Raw genomic sequence first — 14,834 nt, 5'->3', positions numbered from 1 at the left:
TATATATAAATCAGTGAATTAAACCATGTATACCTTGTTTTCAGGTATACACAGGGTGTACATGGTGTTCATTCTCTCATTAATCATCTGATGGTTTATTAAACAGAATGATGTATACCGTGTAGACCTGAAATCCCAAAATGTAGGCTGGTATTCATGGGTTAATATATTGTTTTATAAGTAATTTGTTGCCTTTGTGAACACCATGTATACCTTGAGGGCAAATTCTTTAAAACGCATCCACTCTTTTCACGTTGTGAACCCCTGCTATTTCATTAATATCGTTTCATAAATCGCAATTAATTAATTGATTGTTGCGATTAATGGAGCTTTAACGGTCGCTATTACAGGGGGCATCATGAGCAAGGTTAACGTTAAGCCCGTTCTGCTGAACGGGGAGCAGATTCAGGCTCTGAAAACCATTCAGGAGAGGGAGCGCCAGAAGTCGGGCATGGGGATCGCACCGTCAATCCATGCTGTTGCGCGCAAGGTATTTGATGCAGGGCTGTCAAAAATGGAGGCTGGCCAGTGAGCTACTCAATCAAAATAGGGAAACACAGCATCGAGCTGGCGGGCTATGCCGGTAAGGTTGTTGCGCCAAATACTCAGATGGCCGCTTTATTCCGTGGCATGGCGGGCGAACTCACCAGCCTGAGGACAACGGCGCAGCAGGCCGAAGCTGAGGCGGATTTGCTGGACGTTATCCGCAACGACCCGGATCTGAACGAACAGGCAAAAAACCGCAGGGCAGGTGAAGCCCGGAACCCGGACACGCTCAAAGACTTTACCCGCGGGGTGGCAGCTGTAAGTGAGCAGGCCGCAAATATTCTCGATTACCTGAAGAACAAGCTCGCTCCGGTTAATCCCCTGGCATCTGATGATGTTCAGGGATTCATGCGTGACAGCGAAATGCGCCAGGCATTCGCCCGACTGGATCGCCGCAGCCAGGAAAAAATGTTGCTGTCGATGCACAGTGGAAAGCATCAGGAGCTGGCTGACGCCTTATTAAGGGCGCACGCAGTGTGTTCGGGACTCGATACGGAACAGCTAAAACGTCTCGGCTTCTCCCGTATCGCATCAGAGAACGGGCAGGTGATTAGCGCGGTTGCCGATCTGGTCGACGCGGTAAGGAAAGACGTCGCACAAATTACAGCTGTCCGTACCTGGTATAACAATCTCGTGTACGGGAAGAACGACGATCCATCAGACGTACAGCCACGCATGACCGGCCTCGACCAGTTAAGCGAACATGTCAGCGCGATGCTCAAAGGCAGCCTGCGGCAGACACATTCAGAAGAGAAGCAGGCCGCCTGAGGGCGGCTTTTTTCTGTCCGGAGGGAAACATCACGATGCTATTAAGTAAATCAGCCTACGCCAGGCATATGGGCGTTAGCCGGCAAACTGTTTACGGCTGGATAGCGCGAGGTGAAATTGTAATTTCAGGCGATAAGGTGGATGTCGAAGCATCGCAGGCTAAACAAAATTCTGCTGGTGCTGGCGAACACCAGACTGAAATGACGTGGGCGCAGGCCGCCGCGTGGGTATGGGGGCATGACGGCGGGAAAGAGCTGCCGGCTGATATTGATGCTGGCCAGCGAATAGAGGCAGCAGCCGCTGAGCTGGGTTTTGATGTTGAGCACGAGCCCGCAGAGCAACTACTGATTCTCTTCCGGCTGGATGAAGAAACCCACAGCTTCTATGGCAAAGACCGTGCAGCAGGCGCTTTACGGTTTCTTCGTTCTGAGCTGGCTTACGTTGCCACAATGCACCCCGATACGCTGGATGCCTGGAACAAAACTGGTTTAATGTCACTCTGCCTGCTGGACGGCGAAAAACTGTAAACCCCCCAGCCCCTCAAACTTGACACTTTTTCGCGAGAAACTGGGAAAAGTGTCAACCCAACCTAACGGATCCTGACGCCTGCGAACAGCAGCTAGAGCAGAAGTGTAAAGGGCTGGCGTTGAGATTTGTTGAGCCTTGGCTGTTAGCTTTTGTTAACCCTGATGCTAAGCAGGGCAGGTGTCAGCCTGTTATGGTTTGTTATGCCTTACTAGGGAAAACCAGGGGGAAAGTGTCAACCGCTACCGCTTCAGAAAACTTCAGGCACACGAACTCGTGAAGGGGAGGTGTCAAGCACTCCCCCTTTGCAACCATCCTCGAGCCTCTTTCAGATCACTGTTCTGGTTTGCCCGGACGCTGGCGTTCAGATTGAGTTGTCAAAAGTTGTCACCCACCGGCAGCGCAAGTGGGGATTTTTGGCAGAACGCGCTCTAAGTTACAGTTGCATCAGTGAGTTGCATTGATATGAAAGATCCCTCAGGCTAATTTATCCAAAATAATATTAAGCATTATTTTTACTTTTCTGTAAGCAAAAAATACCATATGATTTTATAAACAGGTCTTTTTAGTGAGGTATAGTTATGGAATTGTATTGTGAGAGCTCGGATGAGAAAGATGCATCATATCTTCTTTCTTATATAAATGATGTTATTTTGCCTGCTTCAGTCGATTTTTTTGAAAAACTAGAATCTAATACGTTGAGATTGCATCATGTTTTCTCATTTAATGCAATTCTTGCTCATGCGACGGATTATATAGTTTATATCGTTAACAAAAAAGTCAGTATGAAAAGAGTAGATTTCCTGAGAGGTTTTGATGAAAGATACTCTGTTGATGGTTGTAGTTTTATTAATAATAAGTTCGAGCTGTTAGATGCTGTAAATAATTCATTTAAACACGTTGAGTTAAAAAAGGAACGATATCCTGAACTGATAAAAAGATATGGTGATCTTTCATTCCACTGCTTAAAAGAAATTTCTGGAAAAGTTTTCTTTAGAATGCCTAGCTATCAGTTTGATTATTCTAGAGTAGTTCTAAGGCCAATTGCAAAAATATTCGATTGTGGGCTCAAAGATAATAATGATATCGATGATTTTATAAATGGAAGAATCTGTGGGAGTTGTGGTTATGGTCATTTTTCATATGACTATGAACCATATGACGCAAATGATAGAATGATAGATTACTGTAACGCACAGTGTATGGACTGCGGTGAGTATGAAGATGACTGTGATTGTCATGATTTTGAATATAATAAAGAAAAAGGTAAATATAACCCTGATTTAGATCCTAACTTCGATTTCGATGATGTTATGTCTAATATTAGTGGCACAAGGGAGTGGAGTAAGTGATACTTTCATTTATTGGAGTTTTCTTTCCCGGCATCATTAATTAATATAGTGATTAAGTCTTTCTTTTAGTGAACTCAATAGCGCTTTTGAGTAGGTTATAGGTGGTAGAACATGATTGATGATCCATTACCAGACGATTGGAGAGAGCTTCAGGCAGGTGTTCAGCGAATTTTTCGAAATGTGGGTATGAAGGCTGATGTTGAAGTTGATTTACAAACCCCACGGGGTACAATTAACGTAGATGTTCTTGCTATTGATACCAGAAGTGTTGATAAAATAAAATATATTGTGGAATGTAAAAATTGGTCTAATTCAATTCCGCAGTCAGTAGTACATTCTTTTACTACTGTAATGCATGAAACAGGTGCAAACATCGGGTTCATAGTCACCAAGCAGGGACTACAACAAGGAGCAATTCAGTATACAAAAAATACGAACATCGTCGGTATGACATATTTAGAGTTCCAAGAGCGATATTTTGAAGCTTGGTGGAAAAGGTATTTCTGCCCCCGCATTGGTGATGCGGCTGATGAGCCTTTCCAATATGTCGAACCATTCAATTCTCACAGAGATCGTGAATATGATAGGCTCACTCCCGAAAAACAGGACTGTTTTGATCGGCTGAAAAAAGATACCGAAATAATAGTAACGTTTTTTACTATGTTTAATATTGGCATTATGCCAAAGCTATTTAAAAAAAGTGATATCCTCATCCCACAAAAGAATCTTGATGAATTTAAGTCAAAACTTTCAACGTTATTAGGTTTTACAGTTAATACGGATTGTCGTACTTTTAGGGACCTTTTAGAAGCAATTATAAATTATCTATTAGAAGTTAAGGGAAAGTTTGATGCAATATTTGGTGGGTCTATATTTGAACCTAAAAATAGTTTCTCTGGGGTGACTTTTGACGGTCCCCCACTGGATGAAGGTATATATTAACATCAAAGCTTTTTAAATAATGGAGAGGTTATGATTCATTAACAATCAGATGCTCGCTGACGATTTGATAATTAACCCATGATTTTTAATCAGGATCTAAGGGGGATAATGTTATATCAGGAAATGACTCGTATTCACCCTCCCAATTTTTATCTCCTGGGATTTTTTTTAACTCTCTCCAGTATTTTATACCTTCAACTTCGTGCGATTCTCGTGCAGGGGTATATGTATGAAGAGTGAAGTGATTTGATTTATTCATCAAATTCTTTTCAAGTCTATTTTTGTCAAAATTAATTTCATTTAATAACGAAACAACTTCTAGAAGTAGTATTAAAGACATTAAAGCCGAAAGTGAATCGTCATAAGATGGTGTTAGGCCTTTGTGTATGAAATCATTCCGTGCAAATCTGGCTGTACTTAAATAAGAATACAGGGTTTCGGATATAAAGTTATTTTGATATAGCATTTCGATTTTATGTGCAGAATTCCATTGTTGCGATTCTAGGAATTTTCTTCTTTTTTGGATGTTTATATTTTTGGCATTTTCAATGATAGTTTGGTTCCAAATAATCTCTAATATTTGTTCAATGCTAATCCAAGCATGGGCTAAAGACTCACGTAATTGATGATGTCTATAATACGTGAATGAACCAATAAGAAGGGTAGGTGAAACGTTTGTAAGTTTCGAGAGAATTAGATGCCCATAATTGTAAGCTGAAATGATATTATCAGCGTCCATTATATCGGGCTCTAATAATTTTATTGAAGCTAAGGATCCTGCATCACATTCCCCTACAGCTCGATGGAAATCTGAATTGCTGCTGTGAGTGGTAGAGTAGCGGTAGTAACCAATGGTATTTATTGTCCCCTTTGAAACATCTAGTGGAGAAATGGATTCAACATAAACGCCACCAATAAAAATAGAGGCAAGAATTCGATTAAATTCCTCAATGACAAAGTCATCATTTTGGAATTCTTCAATGAAGGGGAAGATTAGACTGCCATCAAAACCGAGGCAGGCGGGCATTTTCCTTGGCAAGTTTGCATCGAAAAATTTGCTTGCTCTGTGCAACTTAACATAATCATAGGTTGACTTGTTTATCTGTTCTAAACTGGGATTCCAAATGTCAAATTTGTCCCTGCATATCAATCTAAATGGTTTAAAGTTTGAAATTAGAATCGGAATTGATATTTCGTTCACGGCAACCTCGATAGTTAAGGTAATACATAATGATAGATATTGTGCGCATGAAAAATGACACACTATACCTGCCCTTCTAAAGTAACATATTCCATCTTTTATTACCTGCTACCCTATCGGAACTTGGTGCTTGTTAGCTCGTGGCATTTGGTAATCGGTTCTGATTGTTGGATAAATCATCAGTAAATTTTTTCTTGGGGGTACTTATGGGGGTATGTATAATTATCTAATACATTTAATGCTTAAAAAACAATGATATAGGTGTTGTGTTTTGCTCCTATTATCGGCACCATCTAAGAAAATCAATCACTTATCGTCAAAAACCTAAAGGATTGTATCTTTCATTATCATCCTTGATAACACTTGGTAAACGCCTTTCCGTTGTATCGGCTCAAGGATTGTACAACGTACTGGCGGGTAGTTACCAGGCTCAAGCCCGAACAGCATTAGAAATTTTGCCATCCCTTGAAGCTGAAAGAGTTGCCGGACTCTCTAAACACATCACTTGAACCATTAGCGATACGTTCCGCGCTTCGTGCGGCGCTCAATGATGCTACACCTTGTGAAAGGTCACAGAGAATAAACAGGCGTAATGTTGGGAAGACTAACCGGATCGGGAAAGAATCCGGCTCTGCCACGGTTTCGATCACCGGAGTATAACGATCACCTGATAAGAGAACGTGCTAAGGCTTTATCCTCCCTGCGAAGGGATTACACCCTGCGGTAGCGCTATGCGCCGCCTTTTCTTATGTGCCCAACACGGCACGTAATGATCATCTATTATCTGCACCATTGTAACTTTCGTTGTACTGTCTCTCTGCTGTACGTTGAACGCTGGCAGATTCAGCGGAGGGGATACCATGTCAAAAGCCACGAATACAGCAGCCACTAAGCGCAACAACCGTAAGATTCACGCCCGTAAATTCCTGGCAACACCAGAGGGGAAAGCCTGGCTTGCTAAGAAGCAGGAAGAGCGAGAGGAAATCAAGTTGGCGCGAGCGGCTAACAACATGTTTTAAACTACCGAACACGCCGCTAATTGGCTTCTATTGTCCAAAATCTGTTAGTTGCGCATTTCCTGCTCTCTGGATACCCTGATATAAATCATACAAGGAGGACAGTTTATGAGCGCACAGGCAGAGGAAGGAACATTACGCCGGATGACCTTAGGCGAGATTGCAATGGCTCGCAGAGTGTTCGGTGATTCGATAGTGTATAGCCGTGTCTGGATTCATTGCGACAGCTATTTACCGTTCGGCCTCCAGAAACAGAACTACGCGATGACTCCCAACGGGGAGTTGTGGTACAGAAAACAGATGTACAGGGAAGACTTTTCCGCAAACTCAGTTTTCGTTGAAGATAAATATGTTTTCATCCATGAATTGGGGCATGTGTGGCAACACCAGCACGGGCAATGGGTGAGAATGCGGGGTGCGTTTAGCTGGGCTGCTGAATATACCTACAGGCTGGATAAAGAAAAGCTCACTGATTACTCTCTTGAGCAGCAAGCCTCTATTTTAGCTGATTACTGGTTACTGCTGGTTTATGGGATCAGTAAGTGGTCTTCCTATCAGAGACCAGGGCGCATGGGGATGTACAGGGGCGTAGACAAATTGCAGGATGTCCCTTCGCTTTACCAGAAAATCGTAACAGGGAAGGGGCGTTAAACATGAAAAACAAAATGTTGCTGGGTGTTGTATTCCTCTTAACGGGATGCCCTGGGCCTGGTGATCGAATGGTAGATCGTGAATCTACAACGGCATTTATCAAAGATAATCAAGTTTGTGTGGTGTCACCACTGGAGCCACAGGAACGGATCACTGCTATCCAAATCAACAGTGATAATAGCGACTCTCTTCACAATATTTTTGATGACAAGCCTGTTTATGTACCGAAGGGTGAGTGTCTTCCTGTATTCGGATTTAAGTTTACACCTGGAGAGCGGTATAACTTCGCGTATGACGTCCAATCTGCTAAATCAGGGGCGTATTTAGTCACTGCTGAATTTTCTTATCCCAAAGAATAAGGGGGCATTCTGCCCCCAAATCTTATTTCTTCAAGTCACCAGTACATTGATATTCCATTGTGACCATTGTTTCCATACATCCGCTTGAGGATGGTTGAGAACAAACAGAAGTTGAACCACCGAAAGGCTCAGCACCAGAATAGCCCCATGCAGCGCAACGCTGTGTGAAGTGGTTTACTGAATTTGGCCACCTGAACAGAGGTGATATGCTCATCTCAGAACAATACAGGTGTCCCAATGAAAAAAGAAATTTCAGCGCAGAGTTTAAACGCGAATCCGCTCAACTGGTCCTTGATCAGAACTACACCGTTGCAGCTGCGGCCAGTGCTATGGACGTGGGGCTTTCTACCATGACGCGATGGGTAAAGCAGTTACGGGATGAACGACAGGGTAAAATACCTAAAGCCTCCCCTATAACCCCGGAACAGATTGAAATACGTGAGCTAAAGAAAAAGCTACAACGCATTGAAATGGAAAACGACATATTAAAAAAGGCTACCGCGCTTTTGATGTCAGACTCCCTGAACAGTTCTCGTTAATCGAAAAACTCAGAGCGCAGTATCCTGTGGTCACACTCTGCCAGGTGTTCGGGGTTCATCGCAGCAGCTACAAATACTGGGTGAAAAGCCCCGAAAAGCCAGACGGCAAGCGGGCTGTATTACGTAGCCAGGTTCTGGAGCTGCATAACATTAGCCATGGCTCTGCTGGCGCGAGGAGTATCGCCATTATGGCAACCCTGAGAGGTTTCAGAATGGGACGCTGGCTTGCCGGCAGACTCATGAAAGAACTGGGACTGGTTAGTTGTCAGCAACCCACCCACCGGTATAAACGTGGTGGCCATGAACACATTGCTATCCCAAACCACCTTGAGCGACAGTTCGCAGTGACAGAGCCTAATCAGGTGTGGTGCGGCGATGTGACGTATATCTGGACAGGCAGGCGCTGGGCTTACCTCGCCATTGTTCTCGATTTGTTCGCCAGGAAACCGGTAGGCTGGGCAATGTCATTCTCACCGGACAGCAAGCTAACCATCAAAGCGCTGGAAATGGCGTGGGAAACCCGAGGTAAACCAGCGGGAGTGATGTTCCCCAGTGACCAGAGTAGCCACTACACAAGCAGGCAGATCCGGCAGTTATTGTGGCGTTACCGGATCAGGCAAAGTATGAGCCGACGCGGAAACTGCTGGGATAACAGCCCGATGGAACGCTTCTTCAGAAGTCTGAAAAACGAGTGGGTGCCAGTGACAGGCTATATAAACTTTAGCGAAGCAGCTCATGCGATCACAGACTATATCGTCGGGTATTACAGTTCGGTAAGGCCGCATGACTATAACGGTGGGTTACCCCCAAACGAATCGGAAAACCGATACTGGAAAAACTCTAAAGCCGTGGCCAGTTTTGGTTGACCACTTCAAACAACTCAACCCATCTATGCTGCACTTTCTGGCTGAATGCTTAACCCTGTCTGTTGAACGGCGGCATAACCCTAAAGGCTATACCGCCAGCGTTATGTTATCGCGCCATTAACGCAAACACTCCCCAGCCAAAGTACTCCCGCGTGTACGTCACATGACGTTCAGGCGCTATCGTCAGCTCCGCCCGAACCTCCTGCGCGAAGTCATCGTCTGGGTTTTCCTCCAGCCAGCGCCGCATGGTCATCCATTTTGCGGCTTCGTACCTGTCCCAGCCTTCCTGGTCAGCCAGCACCATTTCAACCAGGTCATAGCCCTGTTGATCGAAAGACGCAACCAGACCGGGCAGAGTGAGAAAGTCTGCAATCGACGAGACGCCGCAGGCCTGGGCTGTCTCCTCCGTCGCGGGTACCTGACGCCAGTACGGTTCGCCGATGAGCATTATTCCCCCGGGCTTGAGGCTTTTTGCCAGCAGATCCATTGTCCCGGCTACGCCCCCCGCAATCCAGGTTGCGCCAACGCAGGCCGCCACGTCACATTTTTCATTCGCGACGTAGCCGGCCGCGTCGTTATGAATGAAATGGACGCGTTCGCTGACGCCAAGTTCCTCTGCGCGCAGTGTGGCCTGCGCGGTGAAGAGCGGGCTCATGTCGATGCCGGTACCGGTAATACCGTAATCACGTGCCCAGGTACAAAGCATCTCTCCCGAGCCGCTGCCAAGATCGAGAATGCGTGTGCCTGGCTTCATGCGTAACACGCGGCCCAGCGTCGCGTACTTCTCTGGCGTAAAGGGGTTATGAATGCGGTGTTCGCTTTCGCTAACAGTAAAAATACGTGGGATATCCATCATCCTCTCCTCAACGATTATCAGGCTGAGCGCGAACGTTGTTCAGCCCCGTAGTGTTAATGCGGTAGGGCTGACCGTTAACGGATTTGATCAGCTTTTTGGTTTTGAGCTTTTTGAAAACGGCGAGCGTGCAGTCAGCCAGCAGTAGCCCTTCGCGGCTATAGCATTCAACGGCGGTGACGCGGCCGGAGGTATCGCGGACGTGCACAATACGGCCACCTTTGGCGAGAACGTGTAAGGTACGTTGTTCCTGACGGGATAAATTCATACTGGAAAACCTGTTTAATCATCATGGGCAAAACGTGCAAACACACAGCGGTGTCCGCATACGGTTTCAGCGCATTGATAATCAGTCCGGCCTGGAATGGTCGGGAAGCTGATTATCGGATGATTACATTCTCCAGCATCAAAGCCTCGGATTGAGTTGATAGATATTTACGGGGTGAATGATAACACCTGTTTATTGTCAGTGAATACCCAGGGGTGAAAAATGTGATCCCGGTTGGTATCGGGCTGAGGAGAGGGAATCATTCCGGGCCGCTCTTGATTTTGCTGTCGACCTGAGGCTGTGGTTTGCTGAAAAGATATCCCTGCACAAGCTCGCAACCCAGAGCCTGAAGCCGCTCAAGCTGCTCTTCGGTCTCAACGCCCTCAGCTATGACGCCCATATTAAGGCTTTTAGCCATACCGGTAATCAGCTTCACAATATTAAGCGCATCTTCCTGCGTAGATATCGGATTGACAAAAGATTTATCGATCTTGATTTTATCAAAATTCAGTTCGCTGAGTCTGGAGAGCGACGAATAGCCCGTGCCAAAATCATCAATGGAGATTCTTACGCCCAGTGCGCGGAGTTTTTTCAGAATCGCAATGGGGTTATTTCTGTCACTGAAGAGGGAGGACTCCGTGACCTCTAACTCAAGACGGTTAGCCGGGAGCCCGGTTTCAGCCAGAACGGACTGCACCGTATTAATAAATGATTTGCTGCCCAATTGAACAGGCGAGACGTTGACGGAGATCCTGGCCGGAACAGTCCAGGAGACCGCTTCCCTACAGGCCAGTTTAAGTACGGTTTTACCTATCTCGTTGATCATGCCTGTTTTTTCAGCGGCGAAAATAAAGCTATCCGGGGCAAGCATTCCCTTTACAGGATGCATCCAGCGAATAAGCGCTTCATAGCCGTAAATTTCCTTGCTGACGGAATTCACAATAGGCTGGTAATAAACAACAAATTCATCATTCTCTATTGCTCTTGCCATATCATTTTCAAGGGTTCTGCTTTCCTGCAACTTCTGTAGCATTCGCTGGCGGAAGACTTTGATTTGCTGAGAACCTTCTTTCTTGGCTTCATAGAGCGCCAGATCGGCAAACTTATAAAGGTAATCTGAACGTCGTTCGTTATCCGATAAAACAATACCTACACAGGTGGCTATTTTTATGAGTTGATTATTGATTGTATAGGGCTTGCTGATGCTATCACTGATTTCTCGCGCGCGTGAGACGGCTGCGGTTTCGGTTAAGCCACTGGAGAGAAACGCAAATTCGTCGCCGCCCAAACGATAAAATGTCTCTGAAAAGCGGCCCAAAGCATTAAGGCGCGTGGATACCTCACGTAACAGTAAATCCCCGGTATCATGACCGTAGGTATCATTCACCTCTTTGAATCGGTCTAAATCGAATAACATCACCGTGACCGAAATATGTTTTTTCTCAGCCTGTAGATTAAGTTTATTGAGATCATCCCAAAAGAAAAGACGGTTTTTCATTCCGGTAAGGGAGTCATGATAAACATCGTATTCCAGTTTTGTATTCTGGATTTGCAGGGTTTCTTTGGATAGCTGAAGTTCTTCAGCCAGCGTTTTCACCTGCATATGGGCTTTCAGGATATTTTTATTTTGATAGATAATCAAAAAGCCCAGTATGAAGCTTAAAATAACCAGCAACAGCGAAAGTGCCGAATAAATATAATACAGAACCTGTATTTTAAGGTTGGTTTCATTGATTGTATTAACATCTTTTGTTAAAGCCGTGGATGAAAGCTGGCTTAGCGGGGCATCCAGTGAATGCATATTGTTCAGATAGAGCTTTAACTCTGAACGGCTCATTTTCTCAAGATGACCATCCAGATAGTTCAGTATATTTTCCAGGCGTAAGGCGAGCGCCTGGTGCGCTTTTTCGCTGTTTATATAACGACCCAGGCCGCCCTCTTTCAATAAATCATTCTGGCTCAGCATGATTTCCAGGCGCATGCGAACCTGGTCTACCGTAACGTCATCAGTCTCGGTTGCGTACAGTCCAATCCATGATTCAAATCGGTAATATTCAGATACCAGTTGGGCTACAGACCAGGACTCAGTGTAGTGAGTCAATTTTTGCAACTCTTGCTGACGATCGTAAACAAGAAATGCTATATATCCAGTAGTGATAAAAAGAGAAAAAATGATACCAACCAGGATCCTGTTCATTATGTTCTCCTGAACTACTATTCAATCTTCATTTTGCTGACCTGCCATGCCGATCGCGAGTAATAAATCTGATTATTGAGTTCAGGAAGACTGTCATAAGGGTAGACGATGAATGACGGACCTTTATCGCGGATGCGCATATATTCGCCATTGACCTTTAAAGCCAGGATGGCGTTGTATTTCTGGAAGTCGCTGAGAGGGATGACGGTAGTGTAATCATTGAGTGCAATCACATTCAGGACAGAACCCTTTGCACCCACATACTCCATGAGTTTGCGCATCGGGATACCCTCAAACTTCGTGCGGCCATTATACCAGGGAGAGGTCGTCTGGAAACTCACCATGCCCAGTTTTTCAAGGCTGGCAATATCAAAAACGGCATTTCCATTTTCGTTCGTATTTTCTATATTACCGGTAATGGTTAAGATGGGTTTGCCCACAGGCTTTGGCAGTTCGCCAGCCCAGCTTAAACTTTGTACCAAAAAGCAGCACAGCATTAGGATTATTCGCATATTGGCCTCCTCTTTTTAACAGAAGTATAAGAATTATAAGTTATTTATCCTATAAGTTTGTCTATTTTGTTGAACGCCACGCCTTTTTGCAAACGCTACTTGATTAAAATCATAAAAATCAAAATGATAGCTGTATTTTGCCCCATGATTGCAGACCGCTGGCTGAAGCTTACGTTTTTTAAAACATAAAAACTTAGTGTAATAAACCACCCGAGTTTAAAAAATGATCGCTTTGATTTATTGATATATTTACGCACCCCCATTTTTTATCAATGGTGGCATCGTTAAGATGAATTTATTTGTACAAAGAATGATAACGCACCCTCAATGTGAGGGAATAAGAGAGTGCGCGTACCTCTGACGTCGTTGGCACTGAGTTTCGCTTAACCCGCCTCCAGCATACTGAAACTGACGATCCGCGAGCGCCCCAGCTCTTTCGCCCGGTAGAGCGCCACGTCTGCCGCGCGCAGCAGGTCGTCGCTTTGGGCGTGCTGCGGGTAACTGGCGACCCCGATCGACACATCTACCGGGCCAATCTCAGCAAGCCCATAACGTAGCGACAGCGTATGGACGCCGTTATAAATCTCCGTTGCGCAGGCGTGAGCCGCGTCCTCATCCGCACCCGTAAGTAGCACCAGAAACTCTTCGCCACCAAAGCGGAAGGCCAGGCCGGCATCGTGCACGGCACGCTGAACAATTGTCGCCACGCTCTTAATCACATGATCGCCAGCCTCATGGCCGAAGCGATCGTTAATGCTTTTAAAGTGATCGATGTCGATCATCATGCAGCTCACCGGTTCATCATTGCGCATCGCCTGAGCTATCTGAGTGCGCAGGGTATCTTCAAGGTGGTGGCGGTTACGCAAGCCGGTGAGCGGGTCGAATAGCGCTTTTTCCAGCAGGGCATCGCGCAGACGCTGGTTGGCCAGCGCCAGACCCAGGGCTTCCGCCATTAATTCGAGATAGGCGCGGGACGGTGCCGTTTCAGGCGTGATGTTCTGAAACGACAGCAAACCAATGGCTTCCCCCTGCGCAATGAGCGGCACGCAGAATGAACTGTCTTTTTGTGATTCAGGCAGATGCTGGCAACCGATATCCGGCTCGCCGTTGACCGGTGGGTGGCTCTGACCACGGCGTATGGCCCAGCATTGATCGGGGTGGAAAGCATTTTTTTCTCCCTGGGGAGATAACCATTCCGCCGCACAGCGCATCTCCCACGGGTTTCGATCCAGAATATACAGACGCCCGGCGACACCCGGCGCAATGTTGGGAGCAAACAGCTCTGCCACCTCAATCACGTCGCTAACGTTCTCGCAGCCCTGCAAGCGCTGGGTCATTCGCGCGAGCAGCTCGCGGATGGCCCAGTCTGCGTCGCGTTCTTTTTCAAGCCGCTGCCTTGCCAGCCCGTTCTCGCGGAAAATGCGAATGGCCTGCGCCATATCGCCTATCTCATCGACCTGGTTGAAATTTGGCGTTTCGACGGCGTAATCCTGTGAGGCCAGCCGGTGAACCACATCACTGAGGCGCACCACCGGGCGCAGCACGCGGTGCTTGAGAATAAAACCCATCACGAATAAGAAGAGCAGGGCGGTCAGGCCGACCATCATTTCAGAGGCGGTACGCAGGGTTTTTGACGTGTTGGTCGCTGCCTGGACATCGGCGATAATGCGCTTATCCAGAAGCACACGAAAATGGTCAATCTTGCTTTGGGCGCGTTCCATTTCAAGTTCGTAGATTTTGCCGAAGAGTAACGCAATGGCCTGTTGTTCCTCACCCCTGGCGACGCTGGCAATTGCTGCCTGCTGTTCATCCTGTAGGTCATCGACAATCTTCAGCCCTTCGTACAGCAGCGCCAGCTCTTCGCCCGTTGCGCCCGTATCTTTTAACTGGCCCAGCTTGCGCTCGATATTCTTCAGTTCGCCTTCTTTCGCCTGGTACGTTTTCAGCACATCGGGCTCTTTTTTGATGGCGTAAAGGCGCGCTAAGTCGGAGAGCATCCAGGTTTCTGCTTCAATCTCTTCCGTAAGCTGGTCAAAAATTTGTCGTTGCTTAACAGCCTGACGTTCTACGTTGTCGGCATGGGAAGCCATCAGCATGACGATACCGGAAGCAATGGTCAGGCACACCGTGACACCATAGGCCCAGTTTGTGATCGTGGCGATTCGCACCTGTTGGATCCTTCTACGACAAATGTGGAAGAGCGTTCATTAAAGATTATAGAAAACCCCTGATTTATCGC

Annotated in this window: 16 protein-coding genes; 9 read left to right on the top strand and 7 right to left on the bottom strand. The window is 46.2% G+C overall.

Annotated elements, in window-relative coordinates; all coding sequences use genetic code 11:
- Positions 1-358 precede the first annotated feature (358 nt).
- The 5 genes from SK53_RS23760 to SK53_RS10950 all read left to right on the top strand — a co-directional run bounded on the left by SK53_RS23760 (position 359) and on the right by SK53_RS10950 (position 4,133).
- Positions 359-532, top strand: coding sequence for a hypothetical protein (locus SK53_RS23760; protein ID WP_014830800.1), 174 nt, complete (start codon positions 359-361; stop codon positions 530-532).
- Positions 529-1,314 (top strand): hypothetical protein, encoded by a 786-nt coding sequence (locus SK53_RS10965; RefSeq protein ID WP_048209318.1) that lies wholly within the window; start codon positions 529-531, stop codon positions 1,312-1,314. The genes SK53_RS23760 and SK53_RS10965 overlap by 4 nt, the downstream gene beginning before the upstream one ends.
- A gap of 35 nt (positions 1,315-1,349) precedes the next feature.
- Positions 1,350-1,841, top strand: a complete 492-nt coding sequence (locus tag SK53_RS10960) for a hypothetical protein (protein ID WP_048209317.1) — start codon at positions 1,350-1,352, stop codon at positions 1,839-1,841.
- Positions 1,842-2,420: 579 nt separating this feature from the next.
- Positions 2,421-3,191, top strand: a complete 771-nt coding sequence (locus SK53_RS10955) for a hypothetical protein (protein WP_048209315.1) — start codon at positions 2,421-2,423, stop codon at positions 3,189-3,191.
- Positions 3,192-3,302: 111 nt separating this feature from the next.
- Positions 3,303-4,133 carry a restriction endonuclease gene (locus tag SK53_RS10950; protein WP_048209313.1) on the top strand — a complete coding sequence of 277 codons (831 nt, stop codon included), beginning with the start codon at positions 3,303-3,305 and terminating at the stop codon, positions 4,131-4,133.
- Positions 4,134-4,218: 85 nt separating this feature from the next.
- On the opposite strand, the gene SK53_RS10945 is transcribed toward SK53_RS10950, so the two are convergent.
- The gene (locus tag SK53_RS10945; RefSeq protein WP_133147738.1) at positions 4,219-5,334 is read right to left on the bottom strand and encodes a hypothetical protein; all 1,116 of its coding nucleotides are present in this window, start codon (positions 5,332-5,334) and stop codon (positions 4,219-4,221) included.
- Positions 5,335-6,194: 860 nt separating this feature from the next.
- On the opposite strand from SK53_RS10945, the gene SK53_RS23755 reads away from it, so the two are divergent.
- From SK53_RS23755 to SK53_RS10935, 3 genes are all read left to right on the top strand, one after another.
- The gene (locus SK53_RS23755; protein WP_023315491.1) at positions 6,195-6,353 is read left to right on the top strand and encodes a hypothetical protein; all 159 of its coding nucleotides are present in this window, start codon (positions 6,195-6,197) and stop codon (positions 6,351-6,353) included.
- Between the two features lie 105 nt (positions 6,354-6,458).
- Positions 6,459-7,001: a type IV secretion protein Rhs gene (locus SK53_RS10940; RefSeq protein ID WP_048209309.1), complete on the top strand. Its 543-nt coding sequence runs from the start codon at positions 6,459-6,461 to the stop codon at positions 6,999-7,001.
- Between the two features lie 2 nt (positions 7,002-7,003).
- The gene (locus tag SK53_RS10935; RefSeq protein ID WP_032608610.1) at positions 7,004-7,360 is read left to right on the top strand and encodes a putative T6SS immunity periplasmic lipoprotein; all 357 of its coding nucleotides are present in this window, start codon (positions 7,004-7,006) and stop codon (positions 7,358-7,360) included.
- 22 nt (positions 7,361-7,382) lie between these two features.
- Here SK53_RS10935 and yecR read toward each other — a convergent pair whose 3' ends face one another.
- Entirely contained in the window at positions 7,383-7,574 is a 192-nt protein-coding gene (yecR, locus tag SK53_RS22755) for a YecR family lipoprotein (RefSeq protein WP_071785715.1), read from the bottom strand.
- Here yecR and SK53_RS10925 point away from each other — a divergent pair.
- Positions 7,567-8,765 (top strand): IS3 family transposase gene (locus tag SK53_RS10925; protein WP_121301499.1). Its coding sequence is split into 2 segments (ribosomal slippage): positions 7,567-7,846 and positions 7,846-8,765, totalling 1,200 coding nucleotides; the frame shifts between segments, so codons are not numbered across the junction. The two genes, yecR and SK53_RS10925, sit on opposite strands and share 8 nt — an antisense overlap.
- A 106-nt stretch (positions 8,766-8,871) precedes the next feature.
- On the opposite strand, the gene SK53_RS10920 is transcribed toward SK53_RS10925, so the two are convergent.
- The 5 genes from SK53_RS10920 to SK53_RS10900 all read right to left on the bottom strand — a co-directional run bounded on the left by SK53_RS10920 (position 8,872) and on the right by SK53_RS10900 (position 14,763).
- A complete protein-coding gene (locus SK53_RS10920; RefSeq protein WP_048209304.1) occupies positions 8,872-9,618 on the bottom strand; it encodes an SAM-dependent methyltransferase in 747 nt (248 codons plus the stop codon).
- Between the two features lie 10 nt (positions 9,619-9,628).
- Positions 9,629-9,886 carry a YjhX family toxin gene (locus SK53_RS10915; RefSeq protein ID WP_003863178.1) on the bottom strand — a complete coding sequence of 86 codons (258 nt, stop codon included), beginning with the start codon at positions 9,884-9,886 and terminating at the stop codon, positions 9,629-9,631.
- A gap of 259 nt (positions 9,887-10,145) precedes the next feature.
- The gene (locus SK53_RS10910; RefSeq protein WP_048209301.1) at positions 10,146-12,083 is read right to left on the bottom strand and encodes a putative bifunctional diguanylate cyclase/phosphodiesterase; all 1,938 of its coding nucleotides are present in this window, start codon (positions 12,081-12,083) and stop codon (positions 10,146-10,148) included.
- Between the two features lie 17 nt (positions 12,084-12,100).
- Positions 12,101-12,595: a putative pterin-binding protein gene (locus tag SK53_RS10905; protein WP_022650440.1), complete on the bottom strand. Its 495-nt coding sequence runs from the start codon at positions 12,593-12,595 to the stop codon at positions 12,101-12,103.
- A 383-nt stretch (positions 12,596-12,978) separates the two neighbouring features.
- Positions 12,979-14,763, bottom strand: a complete 1,785-nt coding sequence (locus tag SK53_RS10900) for a diguanylate cyclase (protein WP_048209299.1) — start codon at positions 14,761-14,763, stop codon at positions 12,979-12,981.
- Between the last annotated feature and the right edge of the window lie 71 nt (positions 14,764-14,834).

Origin of the sequence: Enterobacter sp. MGH119 (assembly GCF_001037675.1) — a bacterium.
In the GTDB taxonomy this organism is placed as follows: domain Bacteria; phylum Pseudomonadota; class Gammaproteobacteria; order Enterobacterales; family Enterobacteriaceae; genus Enterobacter; species Enterobacter hormaechei_C.
Note: the sequence above shows the minus strand (reverse complement) of the source record. Positions and strands in the feature narration are given on the sequence as shown.